Below are 21,817 nucleotides of genomic sequence, written 5' to 3'. Positions count from 1 at the left end.
CGCAGGTATTATTGGGAAAAGCTTTACGATACTGTTTTTATCTCTTCTTTCCGCTACAGCTTCTCTTTGGCGCTGCGAGCTTTGCGCAGGCACCTGAAGAAAAGCCAGAGGAAAAACCATACCTGAAACTGGGCGGTGCCGTGCGCTTCAACTACAACCTCTCCACATGGAAAAAAGACCAGCTGGAGCGTGGCGGAGATTTTGGCTTCGACCTCTTTCGCATCAATGCGGAGGCGGAGTATCGGGGCATTAAACTGAATGCCGAGTTCCGTCACTACTCACAGGCCTTTGGCGGTTCTTTTCTGAAACAGGGCTGGTTCCAGTACGATTTCGACGAAGGCTCCCAACTACAGATTGGACTCAACCAAGTGCCCTTTGGCATACAACAGTACAACTCCAACAACTGGTTTTTTAACATGACCTACTATGTCGGTTTCGAAGATGACCACGACATGGGCGTGAAATACATCCGAGACAGTAGGCGATGGCGATGGCAGGCGGCTTACTATAAAAGTGCTGAGGAGTTTGTGTTCGGCTTGTCAGAACCAAGCCCGAATCGCTACTCCTACGACGTAACAGGTCGGAACAAAGAAAACAACCAGCTGGACTTTAAACTGGTGCGCCGGCTGGGAGACAGCCTCCAGCACGAGCTGGGCTACTCGCTACAGGGAGGGATGCTCTACAACATCGACACCGAACGTAATGGTACCCGCTATGCCGGTGCAGTACACTATGAGTACAAGTCATCGCACAGCCCATGGAACATCAAGCTGCAGGCCATGCTCTATCGCTTTCAGCCGTCCTACGCTGCTGGCGCCGAGCTGGACTTTGTGGAAATGGGGGCTTATGGGGCCAACTACAATGTGGCGAACAGAGGCGAGATCTATACCGCCGGTATATCCTACCACATACCTGTAAACACGCGCCTCTTGCAGGGCGTAGACATATACAACAACTACGGTTATTACAATAAACGTGTAAGCGGCTACGAGAATGCCCACATGAACGTGCTGGGAGCGCTCTTCACCGCCGGACCCATGTACATCTACACCGATGCGGCTTTCGGGTACAACCACCCTTGGCTGGGACCTGAGTGGGAGAATGCCTTCACCACAGGCACAATGGGGGACACCCGGTGGCACATGCGCTTCAACATCAACATGGGATATTATTTCTAGACCTTTAAAATAGAAGGAATGAGTAAAGTAAGGAGTGATGCTAAGAAGTCTTTTGGGTTAGAGGTAAACGGCCCTGTATTCTGGTCATCTATTGTGTTCTTGGTTATCAGCATTGCGCTTGTACTCATTTTCAGGAAGGATGCGGAGGCGTTTTTTACCGAGACACAGGCTATCGTCACATCCAAGGCAGGTTGGCTCTTTATATTAAGCGTGAACATATTTGTCGCCTTCTGTTTCTTTATCGCCTTTGGGAGGTTTGGCAAGATCAGACTGGGAGGGAAAGACGCCAAGCCCGAGTTTAGCACCTCCGCTTGGTTTGCCATGCTGTTCAGCGCAGGTATGGGCATTGGACTTTTGTTCTGGAGCATCGCCGAGCCGATCAACCATTTTCAGACGCCGCCGATGGGGGACCCCGGTACGCCCGCCGCGGCAAGACAGGCCATGAACTTCACCTTTCTGCACTGGGGACTGCATGCGTGGGCTATTTATGCGCTGGTCGCGCTGGCGCTTGCCTTCTTTACCTACAACCGCCAACTGCCGCTCACGGTGCGATCCGCTTTTTACCCCTTTCTGGGTGAGCGCATACACGGCATCATCGGGGACGTGATCGACATCTTGGCCGTGATTGCCACACTCTTTGGTCTGGCTACTTCGCTGGGGCTCGGCGTAAGCCAAGTGGCGGCAGGGCTCAACCATGTCTTCCCCGTCATCAGCAACGACATCACCACACAGATCATCCTGATCGCGATTATAACAGGCATTGCCACGGTCTCGGTGGTAACAGGCGTGGACAAGGGCGTGCGCATCCTGAGCGAGTGGAACATCCGCATCGCGCTCCTGATCTTGGTGGCCGTTTTGGCCTTGGGGCCCACTGTTTTTATTCTGGGCTCCTATGTGCAAAATACAGGCTACTACTTGGGTAATTTCCTGCAGCTTTCTTTTTGGAACGAGGCCTTTTCCACCAACAATTGGCAGGGCTCTTGGACGGTCTTCTACTGGGCTTGGTGGATCTCTTGGGCTCCTTTTGTGGGTATATTCATCGCACGGGTTTCCAAGGGGCGCACGATCAAAGAGTTTGTGCTCGGCGTGCTCATCGCCCCGTCTCTCCTCTCATTTTTGTGGATGACTGCGTTCGGAAGCACCGCCTTGCGCGATATACTGGCGGGCAATTCAGCTATTGCCGATGCGGTGGCCGCAGACATTTCCACGGCGCTTTTCGTCTTTTTTGAGCAGCTTCCATTTTCAACCGTGCTTTCGGTGATCGGCATCATCCTGATTGCCGGCTTCTTTGTGACCTCCTCTGACTCGGGATCTTTGGTGGTGGTGAGTCTGACCTCCGGGGGAAGACCTAATCCGTCGGTGGGCACACGTATTTTCTGGGCATTGTCGGGAGGTGCCATCGCGGCCGTGCTGCTCTTGGGCGGTGGCTTGCAGGCCTTGCAAACAGCCGTTATCATCACCGGACTTCCCTTTGCCCTCATCCTGCTGACGATGTGCTACAGCCTGTACAGAGGCCTGAGCGAGGAGTTAGAGGAATATAATAAACTCGGGCAGGCCAAAGAGCGGAAGGCATACCAGCAACTGGTTTCTGAAATGCTTGCCAAAAGAGCCCAGAAACAAAGCGTGCCGAAGCCCGCGGAAGGAGAAACTAATCCAAGCAAACCTTTAGAGTAAGAAACGCTATGATCGCAATAAATTCCATGATGGTCTGCCTCGACCTAAGTGACATAGATGAGAAACTGGTAGCCTTTGCACGTGCAATCTGCGGGCGCCTGCCGGTGGACAAAGTCTATTTTGTGCACAATATCAAAACCTCCGAGCTGAGCGATGACTTTCGGGAGTGGTTTGGGGACGTGGACTTGGCTACCGAAATAGAGGGGAATATAACTGATATCGTGACAGAGCATTTCGCCGATGCCGCCCAGCATGAGATACTGGTGAGCGAAGAGCCGAACACCGAGGTGATCTTGGCCGATCTGGTGAAGCGTTATAACGTGAAGCTGACTTTGCTCGGTAAGAAATCAAGGGATAAGAGCACCGGAGCATTGGGAACAAAGCTGTTGCGCATATTGCCTTGCAGTATACTGGTCTTTCCTGAGACGAGCGGCTTCCGCATTGAGAAGGTGCTGGTCCCCATTGACTTTTCAGATACCTCCGTGCATGCGCTTCGGCTCAGCAAGAACCTGTCAGACCAACTGGGGTTGCAACTGGAGATCATGCACGTGTACCGGCTGCCAAGCCAGTTCTTTCCGCTCATATCGGAAGAAAAGGCCATTAAGAAAGCGGAGGAGGTGGTGCAGGGAAAGTTCGAGGGGTTGCAAAAACAGCATCCTGAAATTATGGGTATACCCTATACCTTGGTGCGCGCCGCCAACAAGAGCATAGCCGAGCGCATAAGCCTGCAACTGGACAAAGGGGGCCACGACTTGCTTGTGCTCGGTCTCAAGGGCAACAACCCGATCCCCTCCCTCAGTCTAGGCAGTGTGCCAACAGAAATATACAATTCAGAGATACATGTGCCGCTATGGCTTGTTTATTCAGAGGAGGTGATAAAATGATGTAGGTGCCTAACTTGCAGGTGCTTGTGTGGCGGAAAAATCACTGCTGTCAGAACAGTAAAAAATAATTTCAGATATTATCCCTTTGCAGAGCAACCTTTTGAGATTGCCTTCGTAAGCCTTGAGTTAACAAGTGTATGGGGCATTAGTTAAGGAGGGAAAATCTATCCTATTTTTACCCCAAGCTCTCAGAATACCGATTGCCTGTTTTATGGACGAATACTCACTTTTTACTAGCAAGCTGCAAGCCTGCGACCTGATTGTACTGACAGAAGCCGACGAAACCCGCACATACTGTAGGTTTTATGCCAATGGACTCTATCAGGACCGGATGTTTATTTCAGATGTCTCCATGAAAGAAAATCTGACACTGCTTAGCAGTGAAGAAGATGTGATTGATTGGAATGGAGTACAAAACCTCCGCAAAAAGTACTGCGAAATAGTGCCTGATAGCGAGGGAATGAATGCGGTTGAATCTTCGGAGCCCGCTTAATTTTTCTCTCCATTAAATTTCAAAATAAGACTTGCCGGAGGAGGGCGTCTTTGTCCTACTTTGGGAGACATGCGGCCTAAAAAAAGCAAAGGCTCCCGTGGGGGAGCCTCGCCTCTTTAAAGGATTGCCATGTGGCAACCTTCAACTTTTAGCCGCTGCAAATATAGGGGAAATTATACCTATATGTTGTGCTAATTTTTAAAAAAAATAAAATATTTGAACTTTCTTTTAGTAATGTCATTAAATCTACGCAGAATGATGCAGTAGCCTAATGCTCTATGAAATTGCCGATTGGTATTTAATATTCATTACAAACAAAAAACGGTAGCCTAGGCTACCGTTTTTTGTTTGTAATGAATCCCGCAAAATGGATTTCTTATTTATCGGCGTTGTATCCCGCCAACTTGATCATTTTGTTGTAGTTACCTAACAACAGGAACGATGGTGCCCACTGTCCTACAAACAACGCCTCTTCATCTTTTTTCATGATTTTGAGTGTTGCAGAAATAGCCATAGAGCCCAATGCTGCCCATAGGAATATATCAGATGGTATCTTTGAAGTATAATCCTCAATAGCAGAGGCCACGGGACCCTCTTTATGCTGTGGGTTCATGCGGTCTGCTTTGTTTTTTAAATCTTGTGCGTCTCTTTTAAGATCTTGTGTGTCCATAGTTATTATTTTGTTTAGATGGTACAATACCATAGAAAACGAAATAGGCCTGTGATTGTTTGCAAAAACTCAAAAATAAGGCTCCAAAGCCTTGTGGAAGGGTTGAAGACAACTTAAGCGAAATAGTGCAGTTTCGCGGGAAAGCAGTATATTATTGACACAATATATGTAAATTGGCACCCTGAAAAGAAAGGGTGCCTGTAGGTATACCTTATTTGAGACCGAACCCAAAACGAAGTCTATACCTTGGAGCTTTCCGCACTTCTTGAACCGCTGGCCGGCACGCCCCAAACCACGCTTGCGACGGTGGTGCTCCTGCTCCCGCTGTTGGCTTTTGCGGTGCTCTACCTTGCTGGCAGAAAGCTGCCGCGTCACGGTGATTGGCTGGGTATCGGTGCAACCGGACTGGCATTTGTACTTTCCCTCTATCTGTTCGCCCAGACTTGGAACACCAGCACGTTCCATAGCCGCACTACTTGGTTTAGCCTTCCATCTGATTTTATAACTGACTTCACGGCGGGCATTCTGCTCGACAACCTGACGGTGCTAATGCTGGTCATCGTGACCTTCATCTCCACGCTGGTGCAGCTTTTTTCGGTGGGCTACATGCATGGTGACACAGGGTATAGCCGCTACTTTGCTTATCTGGGCCTGTTTACCTTCAGCATGCTGGGCATTGTGCTGGTTGACAACCTGCTGCTGCTCTTTATGTTCTGGGAGTTGGTGGGGCTTTCTTCCTACCTGCTCATCGGGTTTTGGTACGAGCGGCCGGCTGCCAATGCGGCCAGCAAAAAAGCTTTTCTGGTCAACCGTGTAGGCGATGTCGGACTGTTGCTTGGTCTGTTCGCTTTCTATACCTATTTCCGGACCTTCGACTTGGAAGCGCTCCGCAGCCTTATCGGGGTGGGAGAGTGGCTCAATGGTAGCTTTGTAACGAGCTATACCTTAAACGGGCAGCCATGGCTGGTGGAATTGAGTCCGCTGTTCCTGACGCTGGCCGGGCTGGGGCTGTTCATGGGCTGTGTTGGCAAGTCGGCGCAGTTCCCGCTGCAGGTATGGCTGCCGGACGCCATGCAGGGCCCTACGCCGGTGTCCTCACTTATACACGCGGCCACCATGGTGGCGGCCGGTGTATACCTTGTGGCCCGCTGCTATGCTTTCTTCACAGTCGATGCGTTGACGGTTATCGCTATTATCGGAGCCGTCACGGCCCTGCTGGGTGCCATTGCGGCGCTCACGCAATATGATATTAAAGCGGTACTCGCTTTCTCCACCATTTCGCAGTTGGGTTATATGGTGATGGGTATGGGCACGGGGGCGCACGATGCCTCGCTTTTCCACCTGACCACGCATGCCTTTTTCAAGGCGGCGCTTTTCCTCAACGCCGGTATCATCATCCACGCCATGCATCGCGGTATGCACCACGCACACCTGCCGGTCGACGTGGACCCACAGGACATTCGCAACATGGGCGGCCTTCGCAAAGCCATGCCCCTTACATTCTATACCTACCTGCTGGCCGCTGCGGCGCTGGTGGGCTTGCCACTGTTTTCGGGTTTCCTGTCCAAAGACGCGATCCTGTCGGGCAGCTGGGCTTGGGCGCAGACCATGAGTCAAACCAATGGCAACAGCTTGTACTTTGCGGTGCCGATCATCGGCTTCACCGTCGTGCTGCTCACGGCTTATTACATGGGGCGGCATCTGTGGTTTATGTTCTTTGGGAGTTTCCGCTTGCCTTTTGATGTGAAGGCACTCAGGTTATCGCTCAGTCGGGAAGTAGAGCAAGTGATGCTCTGGCCGGTGGTGATGCTGGCTGTACTTTCCTTGGGTATATTCTTTTCGCTTAATCCGTTTTCCTTTGCGGGAAGCTGGGTGATGCAGGGCGTAGGTATAGCGGTGCTCTCGCAGGAAGGTGCTTTGCTAGCTAATAATCTGATACAATCGGTCGTGATGCAGGATGCTGCTAACCAGACAGCGCATTTAGTGATCGGGGCGCTTTCGGCCTTATTGGGTATAGCAGGTATAGCTTTGGCCATCGGCAGGTATAGGGGCAAGAGCAATGAGGCTTTATTACAGGATGTACCGCACGGTCCGCTGGCACGACTCTCCTACAATCATTTTTATCTGGATGCAGTGTACGCTGCTGTGCTGGTGCGACCGGTGCTGTGGCTTTCGCGCATGCTCTACCGACTCGACAAGCGGGTGATCGACAATACCTTGGAATACGCCAGCAAGTGGCTAGTCGTGTTCGCCAAGATCGTGAAGTGGTTCGATACGTGGGTAGTGGACGGCAGTGTGTGGCTGATCGGTGCGCTCTCAAAAGTAGTAGGTCGTTTCGGCCGCGGACTGCAGAGTGGCAAGGTGCAGTCTTACTATGCCTACTCCCTTTTCGGATTTATTCTGATTATACTATACATCATGCTGAATTGATGCTAATTTCGCAGATTCAGATTTACAGATTTGAAAATTTGAAGATGAAGGGGCAGATTTTGAGTTTGATGATGTGAGAGGAGGCAGATGCTGAATTTCGAAATTTGAGCTCTCAGGAATTAGAAATGAGGTGATGCACAGGCCTTAAAACGAATCTGTCTGGAACATGCCGATTTTCATTTCTGGATTTGAAAAGCGAGCAAAATAAGTCTTGGCCTATGCGGTGTAGCAACTCGGGTGAAATTTAAATTCTCCCCGGTATAACATTGGGTAAGATCTAAATTAGTGCAGATACATGGTGATGTAATCGTGTGTCTTGATACGTGATACTTGTGTCGATTTATTGATGGACTATATACTTTCCAGCCTTATTTTTCTTCCTCTGCTGGCAGCGCTTGTGGTGCTGTTGCTGCCATTGCGCTTTCAGAAAACGATGAAGGTAGTGGCACTGTCCGGCACGCTGTTGCAATTGGTAGTGGCCGTGCTGGTATACCTTGGTTTTGATGGCAATGCGCAGGCCAATGGGCAGACGGGCTATCAGTTTGTGGAGAAACTGAACTGGATCGGCTTCTCGCTGGGCAGTCTGGGACGTTTCCAGATCGAGTACTTTGTGGGGGTGGATGGCGTCAGTATCAGTATGGTGCTGCTCACAGGCATCGTCGGCGTCATCGGAATTATCTCCTCTTGGAACATCACTAAAAACGTGAAAGGCTACTTCCTGCTCTACCTGCTGCTCATGACCAGCGTGATGGGCTGTTTCCTCGCACTCGACTTTTTTCTGTTCTACCTCTTCTTTGAGTTCATGCTCCTGCCCATGTACTTCCTCATCGGCATCTGGGGCGGACCGAAGCGTGAGTATGCGGCCATCAAGTTCTTCATCTATACCTTAGTCGGCTCACTTTTTATCCTGATCGTGATGATCGGGCTGTATACCTCGGTGATCGATCCGGAGGCAACGGCGCAACAGATGGGCATGCTGGGTCAGGGCGTGCCGGCTAGCTTTGATCTCATCCGGCAGATGCAACAAATGCTGCAGCAGGGCGTGATTAACAGCTCTGACATGGTGCGTACCTTCAGCATACCAGCCATGATGGAGCCGGCCAACTTTATACCGGGTAGCCTTTTGCACGTGCTCTCCGGCGTTACACTGTTCGACTACCCGATTCGCTTTGCGGCTTTCCTGCTGGTGTTTGCTGGCTTCCTGATCAAAGTGCCCTCGGTGCCGGTGCACACGTGGCTACCGGATGCGCACGTGGAAGCGCCAACTCCCATCTCGGTGCTGCTAGCAGCTATCCTGCTAAAGGTGGGTGGCTACGGCCTTATTCGCATTGCTTACCCGATCTTCCCGGATGCCGGGGCCTATTTCGCCACGCTGGTTGGCGGACTGGGCGTACTCTCCATTATTTATGGGGCGCTCTGTGCCTTGGCTATGAACGACCTTAAAAAACTGATCGCCTACTCGTCGGTGTCGCACATGGGTTTTGTGCTGCTGGGGTTGGCCTCGCTTACAAACGAGGGTGTGAACGGTGCTATTTACATGATGTTCAGCCATGGCCTTATCTCTGCCATGCTATTCTTGGTGGTAGGGGTAATCTATGACCGGGCGCATGACCGCACCATCCTCAATTTCCGGGGACTGGCCAAGCGCATGCCGGCCTATACCGCCTTTGTAGTGATCGCTTTCTTTGCCTCCTTGGGCTTGCCGGGCTTCTCTGGTTTCATAGCCGAGCTGCTGGTGCTATTGGGTAGCTTTAGCGCCCCGGAGGCCACCGGACTGTTGCCGCGCTGGCTGGCGATTGTGGCGGTGTTCGGCATTTTGCTGGCTGCGGCCTACTACCTGTGGGCGCTGCAGCGCATGTTCTTCGGCAAGTACTGGATTTTCCCGGAGTTGCGCAAGAAAGCGGCGATCTCAGACCTGAATTTCCGGGAGTACCTCATGCTGGTACCACTGGCAATACTAGCGCTGCTGTTTGGTATTTTCCCGCACCTGCTGCTCGACAAAATAGGAATGGCTGTGGCAGGGTTTACCGAGTTGGTGCTGCGCAATGGGCAGGAACAACTGAACATGGTGCTCTCAACTTTAATTAACTAACAAATCCGGCGCTTCTGGTCCATGAGTCCGCTGCGCCCAGTATGCTTATACCTTTAAGACTATCCGTGGAAGAACAGGCCGCACAACTCACCCAAGCCATTGACAGCATCTTAGCCGGTGCCGGCTCCTTGCTGCCTGAGCTGCTGCTCGCCATCTTCTTTCTGCTGCTCGTCACGCTCGACTTGTTCAAGTCAAAAGCTATAAAGCGTTTGCTGCCTTGGCTGGCGGCTACCGGTCTTTTTGCCACATTAGCCATACAGTTGCTCGGCGGCTATACCTCAGAAGGGGTGCAGTTTCTGAACCTGCTGCGTTCCGACGGACTGGCCCGCTATAGCGGACTGCTCTTTAGTGCCGCCGGCATCTTCACGATCCTGCTGTCGCTGCAAAACAAACGGCTGGAGAAATTAAAAGAGGGCAGAGGCGAGTACTATGCCCTGATTCTGATGCTGGTGCTGGGCCTCAACCTGATGGCCAAGTCCGTGAACCTGCTGATGGTGTTTATCGCCATCGAAGTGGTTTCCATCGCCTCCTACATTCTCACCCTCACGCTCAAAGAAGAGAAACGGGCAGTAGAGGCTGGTTTGAAATATGTGCTCTACGGTACGCTTTCGGCTGGCGTGATGCTCTACGGTATGTCGTTTTTCTACGGCCTCACCGGCTCGCTTGACTATACCTTGGTCAGCTTCTGGCGGTCGCTGCTCGATGCCAGCCCGCTGATGGTGACCGTGGCGGCCATTCTGATCTTTGCCGGATTCCTGTTCAAGATATCAGCGGCACCCTTCCATTTCTGGACGCCCGATGTATACCAAGGAGCACCCATGCCCGTGGTGGCGCTCTTTTCCACAGGCCCAAAAATGGCTGGTATTATTGTGATCATGCGTTTTGTGGCGGCCTTTGCGGATGCTTCTATTTCGGGTGCTTTCAGTGATATTTTGCTCTTCTTAGGGGTGGCGGCTTTAGCTACGCTAGTGGTTGGCAACTTTACCGCGCTTTGGCAGCGCACCCCGCGCCGGCTGATGGCTTTCTCCTCCGTGTCGCATGCCGGTTTTCTGCTGATGGCGCTGCTGGCCTTCGGATCGGAATACATGACAAGCGTGCTTTTTTACATGACGGTGCTGCTATTCATGAACTTCGGCCTGTTCCTATACCTGCAGGTGGCCGAAGAGAAATGGGGTGTACAGACATTGGAAGACTTTAAAGGACTTGGCCCGAAAGCGCCCTATGCGGGCATCGTGGTCCTGCTATACCTGCTCTCGCTTACAGGCCTGCCGCCCTTGGGTGGCTTTATGGGCAAACTGCTTGTTTTTAGCAACGTGTGGGAGGCCTATAGCCTCACCGGACAGACCATGCTGCTGGTGCTGCTCGTCACCGGAATCCTGCTGACAGGCGTTGCACTGTTCTATTATATCAAAATACCCTATTACCTTTTCCTGAAAAGGAATCAAAGTGCAGAAAATTTAGTTATTTCACTGTCAAATAAGCTGCTGCTTGGATTCTTCGCCCTGCCGCTGCTGGTTCTCTTCTTTAAACCGGACCTGCTGCTGCACTGGATCGAACGAATTCTGGCGCAAACCCTTTAACTGCCCTATGAGCGACTCTATCAAGCACGAATGCGGAATAGCCCTAATCAGGCTCCGAAAACCAATCGAGTATTACGTTGAGAAGTATGGCACTCCCATGTACGGCGTCAACAAGCTGTACCTGCTCATGCAAAAGCAGCACAACCGCGGACAGGACGGTGCCGGTGTGGCCAGCATCAAGATCAACGCCGGCCCGGGCATGGAATACATCAGCCGTTTCCGTTCCGTAAAAACCCGCGCCATCGACAGCATTTTCGGCAAGATCGGCAAGGAGTTTAAAAAACTGAAGGAAGACCAGCCGGAGCTGGCACAGGATATCAATTGGGTATGGCAGAACCTGCCTTTCTTGGGCGATGTATACCTAGGGCACCTGCGCTACGGCACGCACGGCATCAACAGCGTGGACAACTGCCACCCGATGGTGCGCGACAATAACTGGCGCAGCCGCAGTCTGGCCGTGGCCGGTAACTTCAATATGACCAACGTGGATGAGCAGTTCCAGAAACTGGTCGAACTGGGCCAGCATCCGAAGCATAAATCCGACACGATTACAGTACTGGAAAAGATCGGTCACTTCTTGGACGAGGAAAACCAGATGCTGTTTGAGTCTTACAAAGACGAATATACCAATAAAGAAATCACACACCTGATCGAAGATAACCTGAGCCTACAGCGTGTGCTGAAGCGGGCCTGTAAGGACTTCGACGGGGGCTATGCCATGGCAGGTCTGACGGGCTACGGCGCCTCCTTCGTGGTGCGCGACCCGAACGGCATCCGTCCGGCTTACTACTACATGGATGATGAGGTAGTCGTGATCGCTTCTGAGAAACCAGCCATCAAGACAGCCTTTGATATCGAGTACAGCGCCATACAGGAAATCACACCGGGACATGCGTTGATTGTGGACAAAGCCGGCAATGCGGAGCTTAAGGAAATTATACAGCCGCTCGAGAAGAAATCCTGCAGCTTCGAACGCATTTACTTCTCCCGTGGTAATGACCCGGAGATCTATGAGGAGCGCAAGAACATGGGCCGCCGCCTCTGTCCGCAGATTCTCGAGGCCATCGACTTTGACCTGAAAAATACGGTGTTCTCTTACATACCGAACACGGCCGAAACCTCTTGGCTCGGTATGATGAAAGGGATTGAGGACCACCTGCGCGCCTATCGCCGCAAAGCCATCTTAAACCAAGAGCTCACCGAAGAGCAGCTCGATGAGATCCTGCAGTTTAAGCCGCGTGCTGAGAAGCTCGTGATCAAGGACGTGAAGCTGCGTACCTTCATCACCGACAACGACAGCCGCGACGATCTGGTAACTCACGTGTATGACACGACTTATGAGGTGGTGAAAAAAGGCATTGATACCTTGGTGGTGCTCGACGACTCGATCGTGCGCGGTACTACGTTGGAGAAGAGTATCATCAAGATGCTGGACAAACTGGAGCCGAAGAAAATCATCATCGTGTCTTGCGCCCCACAGATCCGCTACCCGGACTGCTACGGCATCGATATGTCGCGCGTGAAGGAGTTCGTTGCTTTCCGTGCCATGCTCGGCCTGCTGAAAGATCGTAACCTGTCCTACAAGCTTGACGAGGTATACGACAAGTGTGTGGCCGCGCAGCATACCCCGGAATTCATGGAAACCAACTTTGTGAAAGAGCTGTTCGATCTGTTCACGCACGACGAACTGTCTGACAAGGTATCGGAGATTGTGAAGGCACCGGATGTGAACGCAGAGGTACAGGTTATCTACCAGCGCATCGAAGACCTGCATCTGGCTTGCCCGAATCACCAAGGCGACTGGTACTTCACCGGCAACTACCCAACACCGGGCGGTACGCGTGTGGTGAACCGTGCCTTTATGAACTTTATGGAAAACAAGACGGTGAGAGCGTACTAAGCTGTAACCCGAACTCAATAGAAAAGCCTGTTCTTCAAAAAAGAACAGGCTTTTTTGTGTCCATAATTGTGACTTAGAGTTGAAGCCGTCCTTTTGAAAGGTCAAACCATTAGGGGTGGAACCCGCTATGGCACGCTGAACATTTTGTGCATTCCCTGCTTTAACCAAAGTATGAATGCCCCGTTACTCTTATGCGGGCTAATTCCGGCAAAACTTGAATAGATGAAGCAACAAGAGGGATTTATTGGGAAGACCATAGAGATACTGAAAGACTCCTATAAGAACTTTCAACGGAACGAACCGATCGTGTACAGCGCGGCAATTGCCTTCTTTACTATTTTCTCCCTGCCCGCTATCCTGATCGTGCTCACGCTGGCGGGCTCCATGTTTTTTTCGGAGGAGACGGTTCGTGCTGAGATCGTAACGCAGATGGAGGATTTGATGAGCGAAGAAGTAGGCAGCCAAGTAAATGACCTGCTGGAAAATGCAACGCAAATTCCGTTTGGCTTCTGGAGTATTCTGATTGGCTTGGTCGTGGTTATAAAGAGTGCCACCATCATTTTCTTTATCATGCAGAAAGCCCTGAATGCCGTCTGGCAGATCCGGGTGAAGCACAACGTAAACTACCTGAAATTCATGCGCCACCGATTGGTGACTTTGGCCATTGTGGCCGGGCTCGGGTTCCTGTTGCTGATCAGCCTTGTTTTCGATGCGGTCCTTGTGATTTACAGTGACCAACTCTACGACGTGCTGGAGGAATACCTGACTTCGGCCATCAAGTTGATTAAGGCCGCCTTCTCCATACTGGTCGTGTTGGTGTTTTTCACGACGATACACAAAGTCTTGCCCGATGCCAAGGTTAACTGGCGCGACGCGTTAGCAGGAGGCATCATCACCTCCATTCTTTTTTTGATCGGAAAAGAGGTGATCGACTACATTTTAGGCAATGTGAAGGTGGTGGGCTTTTATGCGGCGGCAGGCTCGTTTGTGGTAGTATTGCTGTGGGTGTTTTACTCTTCTGTGATTCTGATGCTGGGTGCCGAGGTTACCAAGGCCTACGCCAACAACCATGGCCGCTATGTAAAGCCCTCCGAGATTGCAGAAAAGTACGAGAAGGTGAATGGAGATAGGAAGTGAAGCCTACTTGGTCAGGTCTGCGATCGTCATGATGGCGAAGGCGACCGTGCCGCCATATACTGCAAATTTGGTGAAAAAGGAAGCGTTCGCCAGAAAGGCCGTTTGCTTGTTGAGCTTGATCACGCCCATGAGGCTGAGCGACAGGTATAGAAAAAGCGCCAGCGGAATGATGTTAAAAAGAACCTCGAGGATGTCTTGTCCCATGAGCGTGTGAATTTGCGACAGGTATGGCACAAAGATAGAAATAAAAGTGCAGGCGCAGCCTTATCTTTGCACGAAGCTTATAACTCACACCATTATACCACAGCATATGGCCCTTACCAGAATCTGCAAAGCCTTTCACGAACTCACCCCTGACGAACTCTATGACATGCTCCGTCTGCGCAGCGAGGTATTTGTAGTAGAGCAGAACTGCGTTTTCCCCGATATGGATGACAAGGACCAGCTTTGCCACCACATCCTGTTCTACAACGAAGCGCACGTGCTAGTGGCCACTGCACGGCTTGTGCCGACAGGTGTTTCCTATCCTGATATGATGTCGATCGGGCGCATCGTGACCAGCCAGTTGGTGCGCGGCACGGGTGTGGGCAAGCAACTAGTGGAGATGGGCATTGCCGAGTGCTACCGCCTGTTTGGCAAGGGACCTATACGCATTGGAGCGCAACTATATGCCAAGAAGTTCTACGAAAGTTTTGGATTTGAGCAATCCAGCGAGGTATACGACGAGGATGGCATTGATCACATCAAGATGGTGAAGCAGGTATAATCTGCGGAACGTAAGAACAATAAAAAAGCCCCTGCAAAAACAATGTCTTACCGGGGCTTTTATCTGCGAAAGTTATTGCTAGATAACCATTACGAGCCTTGCAAAAGTATCTACAATGTTTACAATACGATCTGGAAATGAAACGCTTTGCTCTTCGATCTGCTGAGCCGTTTCCGCTGTGGTTGTTGCCATACCTGCACCTTCTGAATCAGTGGAGATGGCAAGCTCAGCAGAGCGGTCTCCTGCAGGTTGCGTGTCATGTAGTAGAGACGCGCAATCAACGTGAACTATAGAGTTGCTGAAGGTGCCATGTGAAAGGCTTGCAACCAGCATAGCACTTACCAAGAGGAATAATATCTTTTTCATAGCCGTGCGTTTGGTTATTTGCGGATGATGGCCAGTGAAGCACCTGAGAGTTCGACTTTGGCACTGTCGGATAAGGAATAGCTCAGTTGTGGGATGGCGACATCCTGCATAACCAGTTGCCCTTTGTTCAGGATGGCGATATCCGCCTGTTGTACTTTGTTGCTTGACATCAGCTGCAGTCTGGATTCGCTGTTGGGGTTGCGTCCGGCTATTGCCTGCAGGAAGCCGATCTCACTTTTACGGAGCAGTATGTTACTGCCATTTTCAACCTCTAGCATCAAGCTATCCTGTGCCAAACCCTCAACCGTGACACCATAGGAATCAGGGTATCGGGGTTGGTTTTGTGTTGTGCGAGCCTCTCCATTGAACATATACATGGCATCTGTTCTGATTTTTTTTACATAGGGCACTCTGATGATAATATTAAAGGGGCCTTGTCGGGCGATGTCCAGTCTGCCGTCGCTTTCAGGACTCACTTCAATGTTCAACCTATTGCCGTCCTGCGTGATATGAATCCGTTCGTTTGATGTATTCTGCAGGTATACTTCGTGTTGGTCACTTGGCTCAACTTTTATACTGAGAAAATGACCGGATCTCACATCAATTTCATCAAAATCCTTGAAGTTGAGCAGCGTATGGTTTTGGAGCGGGTTCTTGTATTCGCCCGAAGTGTACTGTGTCTTAAGGGCCATGTTGTAGGCACCTAGCGTGAACAGCAGTACAAGAAGGGCAGTTAGCAGAAGTATATTACTGGTTTTCATGATTTTGCTCGATTTCTGATTCGTAGTTTTCTGATTTAAAAGCTTCGTAGCGTTCCTGTATCTCATTCAGGCTGATATCCAGCAGGAAGATGTTCCGGAAAAACTCCGGCAAATCCTGCTGCAGGAAACGCTCACGGCGCAAAACCTTTATTTTGCGCAGCGCATTTGGCGCCACGAAAAAGCCAATGCCCCGCTTGTTGTAAATCACCTCTTGGTTTTGCAACTGCTCGTAAGTCCGCATCACCGTGTTGGGGTTCACCTGCAGTGCCACTGCGAGCTCCCGCACGGAGGGCACTTTGTCTTCTACCGCCCATTTCCCCAGCAGGATCTGCTCACTCACGTAAGTGGCGATCTGCAGGTAAATAGGTTCGTTGTCTTTAAATTCCATGATTTCCTCCCGCGCTATACCTGTTTTTCTTTCAGTTTAAAATAAGACGCCGCCCAAATAATGAGGATGAATCCGATCGATACGATCCATGTAAATGATGAGTCAGCTTCTGGTACCCCCAGTTTATATCCCTGTCCATCTTCGATGATTGTCGCGCCGCTCAATGGTATGGCCGATAAATTGTCGTGCCCCAGCATGGTTTGTAGCAGCAGTTTGTTGAGGACGATTACAGCGAAAAAGCCAAGGAACAAAATGAAAATGGTTTTGATGAAATGGACTTTTCTGAAAAAAACCGCACCTACTAATGAGACAGCATGCAGAAACGCATACATGATGATCAAACTGTCGAAGTTACCCTTAGGTCCGAAAAGTTTAAGAAGCTCTGCTTCCTCAGTACCTCTTCCGCCTATATTGATTATCATGGTCACTACTAGGTAAAAAGCCGGCACATAAAGCAGCACGTAAATCAAAAAAGAGTAAATCCATGCGACCAGATATTTTTCAAGCAACGAGGCGGGTAAGGTCAAAAAGGCGATTGCTCTTTTCTGATCTCCCAAATCGGAAAATACGGTGCTCGTGAACATAGTGCCTGCCCCAACAAGGAATAGCATGAAGAATAATTCCTGTAGGGTGGTATCGAGTTTCCCTGCGGAATAAGCGACATAGCCCATCACAAGCGCCATGATGCCCACCAACACGATCAGCGACATCAGGTAGGACTTATAGTGCTCGACGCTATGTTTGCGGAACAGCAGCCCAAAGCGGCGTAGGCTAAAGTGATTTTTCATAAACTGGCTTTTGTAGGGGTTCGGTGATTGATTTGTTGCCGCTGATAATGGCGTTAAAGAGCAGTTCCATATCCACTTTGCTGTAAGCCCCATCTACGTTTGGCAGAATGACATGCTGGCCGCGAGCCGACTCCTCTTGGTAAAGGATTTCTGAAGTAACGCCACTCGTGTTTGCTATGGTGGTGAAGGTCAACCTGTCAGCAATGGCGTCCAGCGATTCGTTGAGCACAATCTCCCGGTCATGCAATACCACCAGTGTGTCGATCAGGCTGTCGAGGTCGCGCACTTGATGGGTGGAGATAATAATACAGCGATTCTCAGTCAGGGCAGAGGCGATAATGCGACGGAACTGCACTTTGGAAGGGATGTCCAAACCGTTGGTAGGCTCATCCATGATGAGTAGGCTGGTGTTTGTCGCCAACCCAAAAGCGACCATGGCCTTTTTCTGCTGCCCGAATGACAGCTTGCTCAGCACAGCGTGCGCCGGCACGTCAAACTCATTTAAGTAACGGTAAAATTCTTCCTCATTGAAGGCAGAGTAAAACGGAGCCGTATTGGCCACAAACTGTTTAGCCGTGATAGCCGGCATGTAGATTTCCTCTGGTATAAAGTACAGATCCTCCAGCATGGCCGGGTAGCGCTTGCTTGCCTCAAAGCCATTAACTTGGCAACTCCCTTCTAATGGGAAAACCAACCCGGCTATATTCTTAAGCAAAGTGGATTTACCTGCCCCATTTTTGCCCAGCAGTCCATAGATATGGCCCTCCCGCAATGTTAGGTTAAGATTGCGGAAAAGCAGCTGTTTGCGGCTATACCCGAAACTGAGATTGTCAAGCTGTATCATACCTGCATGTTTTAGTGTATTAGTTACATAGTGCACTACAAAAGTAGATATAGTTTTATCAATTCCAAATTATTTATAAAAAATATTCACGGTTCGATATATTACCTATCTACCAGCTATTTAAAGCGGTTTAAGTGGGGGACTGGGGACCTACATCCCGTGTAGTTGTTCAGTAGGATACTGAAAAGACATACACGTAGAGACAACGTTAAATGCTAGCCACCCTGTTTTCAGACCTGTATTTAAAGCTAGACATGTTGTGGAGAGCAAGTGGGAAGGAGTTTCAACCCCGCGCCTCACTGGGCAGCACGCCAAAATGCTTCTTGAAGGCGGCGGTGAAGTAAGCCGGGCTTTTATACCCCACCTGCAGGGCGATATCGCCCACTGGGAGCTGCAGATCCTGCAGCAGTTCCTTGGCCTTTTCCATGCGCAGCTGTACGGCATAACCGTGCACGGTGGTACCCACACATTCTTTAAAGCCCTGCTTTAGTTTAAACTCGTTGAGCCCGACCAAGCGGGCAAGCTGTGTGAGGCTGGGTGGACTGCAGTAGTCCTTTTCTAAAATAGCGCGGGCTTGCAGAATGCGACTTTCGTCATCGCCCCGCAGCACGCTCTTCCTATCCTGTGCAGAATGCTGTAATTGCTCCAACTGCAACATGAGCAACTCCATGATCTTTGCCTCTAGGTATAGCCGCTTGATCAGTCCGGTGCGGCAGGTGCTTCGGATTTCGTGGATCACCTGTTTCATGGCCGGGCTAATTTCGAGGTTCACATCGGTGAGGTTGGTATGAATACCTTGGCTTACACGTTCGGCAAAGTCGCGGTGCAACTCGTTGGACGGATCGAGTAATCGGAAATAAAAGTCTTTGGAAAGGAGGATCACATAATAATTGAAGTCGACGAAAGGCGGCATTTCAAATACGCCCTCAAAAGTGGGGGTATAGCGCAGGTAATGCAGGTTATTGTTGTACTCTCGCAGGCACTCCAAACAATTGATCGTGGCCAAGGCCTTCCCCTTGAAAAAGAAACCCATCATAATGCACTCGCCCGTCACCGAGATCAGATCGCGCACGGTGTCAGCAAAGTTCATGTGTGTGTCGACGATGCACAGGCCATCGGTGTAGAGCTGTTTGCTGTGCAGGTACTGCATTAGAGGGTGGTGAAGCGAAACCTCTTTCTCGATCAGCTCGCTGCCTGAGGTATAACCATCCCCGAACGAGATATCGCAAACGGGTATTTCCATACCTTCTATCAGAGACCTGAGCCGCATAAAATCCTTTTACCGTTAATCTTTCTCCTTTTTCCGATACCCACCCCGCGTGTGGAGTACATACTTTTGCCAAAGTTAGTTATTTATAATTAGTCTAAATAAATACAATGTATAAAAATATTCTACTTACCTGTCTCTGTTTAATCTTATCGCAACTGGTATGGGCCCAGCGCCACCATGGAGGAAGTAGTTTGAAGGGTCGCGTAACCGACACCGATGGTCAGCCTATTGCCGGAGCCAGTGTCGTGATAGAGCATTTGCGCATAGGTGCTAACAGCCATGATGACGGCACCTTTCTGCTGCACCACCTGCCACACGGCACCTATGAAGTGCGTGTGCTTATGCTAGGTTATGAGAGTGCTGTGCAACAGGTAGAGTTGCACCGGGGTGAATCTACAGAACTGATCCTTGAGCTGAAACCGAAAGCCAATCAAATGGCCGAAGTGGAGGTGTTTGGTGTGCGGGACAAACAACCCGAGAAACTGGAAGTAATCACCCGTTTGCCGCTTAAACCGAGCGAGCAAATCCAAAGTATTTCCGTGATCTCAGACCGCCTGATACAGGAGCAGGGCGCCCTCACCATCACTGAGGTGACCCGCAATGTGCCGGGCGTGTACAACTTCGCCACGTACGGCAACCGCCGCGAGAGTATGTCCTCGCGTGGCTTCCGGGGTATACCTGTCGTGAAGAACGGGGTGCGCATCAACTCCGACTTCCGGGGAACGGGTGTGCTCACCGATATGGAAGGGGTGGAGAGTATTCAGGTGATGAAAGGCGCCAGTTCAATCACACAGGGTATGGCCGGCGACATTGGCGGTCCGGGTGGCATCATTAACATTGTGACCAAGACGCCTAAGTTCGAGAAAGGTGGCTATGCTTCGCTGCGGGTCAGCAGTTTCGGCCAAGTGCGTCCCAGTTTCGATGTATATGGGCCGCTGAACGAGTCTAAAACAATCGCTTTTAGAGTGAATGGTGCACTGGAACGCGCCGACAGCTACCGCAGCAAGGTGTCTTTTGAGAAATTCTATCTGAATCCGTCGCTGGAGTGGCGACCGGACGACAAAACCGCCGTGACGCTGGAAATGGATTACCTTAACGACAGCCGCACCCCGGATCTGGGCACGATTGCCCTGTCTGATGATCAATACGCTATTTATGACCTGCCGCACGACCAGTTCCTAGGCTTTGAGACAGACCGCACCATCACCAAAAACGCGACATTTGCCGCCCGCTTCAACCGCAAACTGAATGACAACTTCTCGCTTCGGGCCGCCTACTTCCGTTCCAACCTCGAAGTGCCGGAGGTGACCACCAGCTTGTCGCAAGGCAAGCGTGACACCGAAGGTAACTTTATACTGCCGGCCCATCGACGCCTGCGCTCCATCACGCAGTCCAACCGCACCGACAAGAACTCAGTAGTGCAGTTCGACCTGATCGGGCAGGACGTGCAGACTGGTTTTCTGAAGCATACCTTCCAAGTGGGTACCGACTTTCGCGCAGTCAACTTAGAGCTGCCGACTTACGCCTCTACCTTCATCGACACCATCGACGTGCTCAACCCTATACCGAATACCCTGCCTTTCGCGCCGGCTTCTAAGATCACGGCTACCACAGTGAGCAATGAGGCGAGTTTGGGTTTCATGTTGCAGGATGTGATCACAATCACGGATTGGGCAAAAGCCATTGGGGGCGTCCGTTACAGCACCACCGAAAGCCGCAGCTCCGCCACGGCCACAGTTACGCGGGGGCAGGCCATCAACCCCATGGCTGGTGTTATTGTCTCGCCGTGGAAAGGTCTTAACCTGTTTGCATCCTATACCAACAGCACCAACCCCCGCACGGCTACCCGTCTCGACAAGGACGGTAACGAGCTGGGCACCGAGCGCATCGATCAAGTGGAGGCAGGTATAAAGTCCGACTGGCTGGAGAACCGCCTGCGTTTTAACCTGACACTCTATAAGATTAACAACCGCAACATGAACATACAGGCGGTGGAGCGCGACGCGAACGGTGTGCTGATCCAAATGCCCTACTACATAAAAGGCGGTAACGACGAGCGCAAAGGCATAGAAGTGGAACTGACCGGCCGCGTGCTTGACAACCTTGAACTGATCGCGGGCTATGCCTTGATAGACGCAAGGTATAAGGAGCACACCACCTTCGTGCGCAATTCTTCGCCGCTCAACACTCCAGACCAAACGGCTAACTTCTGGGCCAATTATACCTTCCGCTATGGAGCCTTGAAAGGGCTGGCGCTGGGGGGTGGCGCGTACTATGTGGGCAGTCGCCCGAACAACGACTGGACGAACGCCGGCGTGGACTACCATGAGATTACCCCGGGCCAAAAGCCTTGGTACATGAAACCTTATACTACTGTAAACCTGCAGGCAAGCTATCAGGCTACCGAACATCTGGGCGTGCGCTTGCTCCTCAATAATATACTGGACGAGGCGGGCTATAACGCTTACCGTGTGTCTTTCATTAACCCCATCGATCCGCGCAACATGAGTGCGGTGCTAACTTACCGCTTCAAATAAGCTCAAAAATACCCGCGCAGCTAGTTGAAAATGAGCTGGCTGCATGGGTTTTATTTATA

At 50.9% G+C, this 21,817-nt stretch carries 19 protein-coding genes; 11 read left to right on the top strand and 8 right to left on the bottom strand.

The window, feature by feature from the left end:
- Window positions 1–11: 11 nt before the first annotated feature.
- The 4 genes from Q1A04_RS04945 (at window position 12) to Q1A04_RS04930 (ending at window position 4,229) form a co-directional block, all read left to right on the top strand.
- Window positions 12–1,178: a hypothetical protein gene (locus tag Q1A04_RS04945; protein WP_299702023.1), complete on the top strand. Its 1,167-nt coding sequence runs from the start codon at window positions 12–14 to the stop codon at window positions 1,176–1,178.
- Window positions 1,179–1,196: 18 nt separating this feature from the next.
- Window positions 1,197–2,852 (top strand): BCCT family transporter, encoded by a 1,656-nt coding sequence (locus Q1A04_RS04940; protein ID WP_299702020.1) that lies wholly within the window; start codon window positions 1,197–1,199, stop codon window positions 2,850–2,852.
- 8 nt (window positions 2,853–2,860) lie between these two features.
- Complete coding sequence (locus tag Q1A04_RS04935) at window positions 2,861–3,736, top strand: universal stress protein (RefSeq protein ID WP_299702017.1); 876 nt, start codon at window positions 2,861–2,863, stop codon at window positions 3,734–3,736.
- A 211-nt stretch (window positions 3,737–3,947) separates the two neighbouring features.
- Window positions 3,948–4,229: a hypothetical protein gene (locus Q1A04_RS04930; protein ID WP_299702014.1), complete on the top strand. Its 282-nt coding sequence runs from the start codon at window positions 3,948–3,950 to the stop codon at window positions 4,227–4,229.
- A 376-nt stretch (window positions 4,230–4,605) separates the two neighbouring features.
- On the opposite strand, the gene Q1A04_RS04925 is transcribed toward Q1A04_RS04930, so the two are convergent.
- Window positions 4,606–4,899 (bottom strand): hypothetical protein, encoded by a 294-nt coding sequence (locus tag Q1A04_RS04925; RefSeq protein WP_299702011.1) that lies wholly within the window; start codon window positions 4,897–4,899, stop codon window positions 4,606–4,608.
- Window positions 4,900–5,145: 246 nt separating this feature from the next.
- Between Q1A04_RS04925 and nuoL the strand changes: the two genes are divergently transcribed.
- The 5 genes from nuoL to Q1A04_RS04900 all read left to right on the top strand — a co-directional run bounded on the left by nuoL (window position 5,146) and on the right by Q1A04_RS04900 (window position 14,038).
- Entirely contained in the window at window positions 5,146–7,329 is a 2,184-nt protein-coding gene (nuoL, locus tag Q1A04_RS04920) for an NADH-quinone oxidoreductase subunit L (RefSeq protein ID WP_299702008.1), read from the top strand.
- Window positions 7,330–7,675: 346 nt separating this feature from the next.
- Window positions 7,676–9,421, top strand: coding sequence for a NuoM family protein (locus Q1A04_RS04915; protein WP_299702005.1), 1,746 nt, complete (start codon window positions 7,676–7,678; stop codon window positions 9,419–9,421).
- Between the two features lie 41 nt (window positions 9,422–9,462).
- On the top strand, window positions 9,463–11,001 hold the full coding sequence (locus Q1A04_RS04910; RefSeq protein ID WP_299702002.1) for an NADH-quinone oxidoreductase subunit N: 1,539 nt from the start codon (window positions 9,463–9,465) through the stop codon (window positions 10,999–11,001).
- 7 nt (window positions 11,002–11,008) lie between these two features.
- On the top strand, window positions 11,009–12,901 hold the full coding sequence (locus Q1A04_RS04905; RefSeq protein ID WP_299701999.1) for an amidophosphoribosyltransferase: 1,893 nt from the start codon (window positions 11,009–11,011) through the stop codon (window positions 12,899–12,901).
- 222 nt (window positions 12,902–13,123) lie between these two features.
- Window positions 13,124–14,038 (top strand): YihY/virulence factor BrkB family protein, encoded by a 915-nt coding sequence (locus tag Q1A04_RS04900; RefSeq protein ID WP_299701997.1) that lies wholly within the window; start codon window positions 13,124–13,126, stop codon window positions 14,036–14,038.
- A gap of 3 nt (window positions 14,039–14,041) precedes the next feature.
- Here Q1A04_RS04900 and Q1A04_RS04895 read toward each other — a convergent pair whose 3' ends face one another.
- Window positions 14,042–14,242, bottom strand: a complete 201-nt coding sequence (locus tag Q1A04_RS04895) for a hypothetical protein (protein WP_299701994.1) — start codon at window positions 14,240–14,242, stop codon at window positions 14,042–14,044.
- A gap of 106 nt (window positions 14,243–14,348) precedes the next feature.
- Between Q1A04_RS04895 and Q1A04_RS04890 the strand changes: the two genes are divergently transcribed.
- Window positions 14,349–14,804: a GNAT family N-acetyltransferase gene (locus Q1A04_RS04890; RefSeq protein WP_299701991.1), complete on the top strand. Its 456-nt coding sequence runs from the start codon at window positions 14,349–14,351 to the stop codon at window positions 14,802–14,804.
- A 78-nt stretch (window positions 14,805–14,882) separates the two neighbouring features.
- Here the strand turns inward: Q1A04_RS04890 and Q1A04_RS04885 are convergent, their stop codons facing one another.
- From Q1A04_RS04885 to Q1A04_RS04860, 6 genes are all read right to left on the bottom strand, one after another.
- Window positions 14,883–15,170, bottom strand: a complete 288-nt coding sequence (locus Q1A04_RS04885) for a hypothetical protein (protein WP_299701989.1) — start codon at window positions 15,168–15,170, stop codon at window positions 14,883–14,885.
- 14 nt (window positions 15,171–15,184) lie between these two features.
- Window positions 15,185–15,931 (bottom strand): DUF2807 domain-containing protein, encoded by a 747-nt coding sequence (locus Q1A04_RS04880; RefSeq protein ID WP_299701986.1) that lies wholly within the window; start codon window positions 15,929–15,931, stop codon window positions 15,185–15,187.
- Window positions 15,918–16,319 carry a GntR family transcriptional regulator gene (locus Q1A04_RS04875; RefSeq protein ID WP_299701983.1) on the bottom strand — a complete coding sequence of 134 codons (402 nt, stop codon included), beginning with the start codon at window positions 16,317–16,319 and terminating at the stop codon, window positions 15,918–15,920. Before Q1A04_RS04875 ends, Q1A04_RS04880 begins: the two co-directional genes overlap by 14 nt.
- 14 nt (window positions 16,320–16,333) lie before the next feature.
- Window positions 16,334–17,107, bottom strand: coding sequence for a hypothetical protein (locus Q1A04_RS04870; protein ID WP_299701980.1), 774 nt, complete (start codon window positions 17,105–17,107; stop codon window positions 16,334–16,336).
- Window positions 17,091–17,951 (bottom strand): ATP-binding cassette domain-containing protein, encoded by an 861-nt coding sequence (locus tag Q1A04_RS04865; protein WP_299701977.1) that lies wholly within the window; start codon window positions 17,949–17,951, stop codon window positions 17,091–17,093. Before Q1A04_RS04865 ends, Q1A04_RS04870 begins: the two co-directional genes overlap by 17 nt.
- A gap of 283 nt (window positions 17,952–18,234) precedes the next feature.
- On the bottom strand, window positions 18,235–19,221 hold the full coding sequence (locus tag Q1A04_RS04860) for an AraC family transcriptional regulator (protein WP_299701975.1): 987 nt from the start codon (window positions 19,219–19,221) through the stop codon (window positions 18,235–18,237).
- 107 nt (window positions 19,222–19,328) lie between these two features.
- Here Q1A04_RS04860 and Q1A04_RS04855 point away from each other — a divergent pair, with 107 nt between their 5' ends.
- Entirely contained in the window at window positions 19,329–21,758 is a 2,430-nt protein-coding gene (locus tag Q1A04_RS04855; RefSeq protein ID WP_299701973.1) for a TonB-dependent receptor, read from the top strand.
- Window positions 21,759–21,817: the final 59 nt, after the last annotated feature.

It is taken from the genome of uncultured Pontibacter sp. (assembly GCF_947499215.1).
Classification (GTDB): Bacteria; Bacteroidota; Bacteroidia; order Cytophagales; family Hymenobacteraceae; genus Pontibacter.
The sequence above is the reverse complement of the archived record's forward strand: the minus strand, read 5'-3'. Positions and strand labels throughout refer to the sequence as shown.

Bases quoted from the DNA above. Each gene is read 5' to 3' on its own strand.
- Q1A04_RS04940 (WP_299702020.1), top strand. From the start codon at position 1,197: ATGAGTAAAGTAAGGAGTGATGCTAAGAAGTCTTTTGGGTTAGAGGTA.
- Q1A04_RS04935 (WP_299702017.1), top strand. From the start codon at position 2,861: ATGATCGCAATAAATTCCATGATGGTCTGCCTCGACCTAAGTGACATA.
- Q1A04_RS04930 (WP_299702014.1), top strand. From the start codon at position 3,948: ATGGACGAATACTCACTTTTTACTAGCAAGCTGCAAGCCTGCGACCTG.
- Q1A04_RS04925 (WP_299702011.1), bottom strand. From the start codon at position 4,899: ATGGACACACAAGATCTTAAAAGAGACGCACAAGATTTAAAAAACAAA.
- Q1A04_RS04915 (WP_299702005.1), top strand. From the start codon at position 7,676: ATGGACTATATACTTTCCAGCCTTATTTTTCTTCCTCTGCTGGCAGCG.
- Q1A04_RS04910 (WP_299702002.1), top strand. From the start codon at position 9,463: ATGCTTATACCTTTAAGACTATCCGTGGAAGAACAGGCCGCACAACTC.
- Q1A04_RS04905 (WP_299701999.1), top strand. From the start codon at position 11,009: ATGAGCGACTCTATCAAGCACGAATGCGGAATAGCCCTAATCAGGCTC.
- Q1A04_RS04900 (WP_299701997.1), top strand. From the start codon at position 13,124: ATGAAGCAACAAGAGGGATTTATTGGGAAGACCATAGAGATACTGAAA.
- Q1A04_RS04895 (WP_299701994.1), bottom strand. From the start codon at position 14,242: ATGGGACAAGACATCCTCGAGGTTCTTTTTAACATCATTCCGCTGGCG.
- Q1A04_RS04890 (WP_299701991.1), top strand. From the start codon at position 14,349: ATGGCCCTTACCAGAATCTGCAAAGCCTTTCACGAACTCACCCCTGAC.
- Q1A04_RS04885 (WP_299701989.1), bottom strand. From the start codon at position 15,170: ATGAAAAAGATATTATTCCTCTTGGTAAGTGCTATGCTGGTTGCAAGC.
- Q1A04_RS04880 (WP_299701986.1), bottom strand. From the start codon at position 15,931: ATGAAAACCAGTAATATACTTCTGCTAACTGCCCTTCTTGTACTGCTG.
- Q1A04_RS04875 (WP_299701983.1), bottom strand. From the start codon at position 16,319: ATGGAATTTAAAGACAACGAACCTATTTACCTGCAGATCGCCACTTAC.
- Q1A04_RS04870 (WP_299701980.1), bottom strand. From the start codon at position 17,107: ATGAAAAATCACTTTAGCCTACGCCGCTTTGGGCTGCTGTTCCGCAAA.
- Q1A04_RS04865 (WP_299701977.1), bottom strand. From the start codon at position 17,951: ATGATACAGCTTGACAATCTCAGTTTCGGGTATAGCCGCAAACAGCTG.
- Q1A04_RS04860 (WP_299701975.1), bottom strand. From the start codon at position 19,221: ATGCGGCTCAGGTCTCTGATAGAAGGTATGGAAATACCCGTTTGCGAT.
- Q1A04_RS04855 (WP_299701973.1), top strand. From the start codon at position 19,329: ATGTATAAAAATATTCTACTTACCTGTCTCTGTTTAATCTTATCGCAA.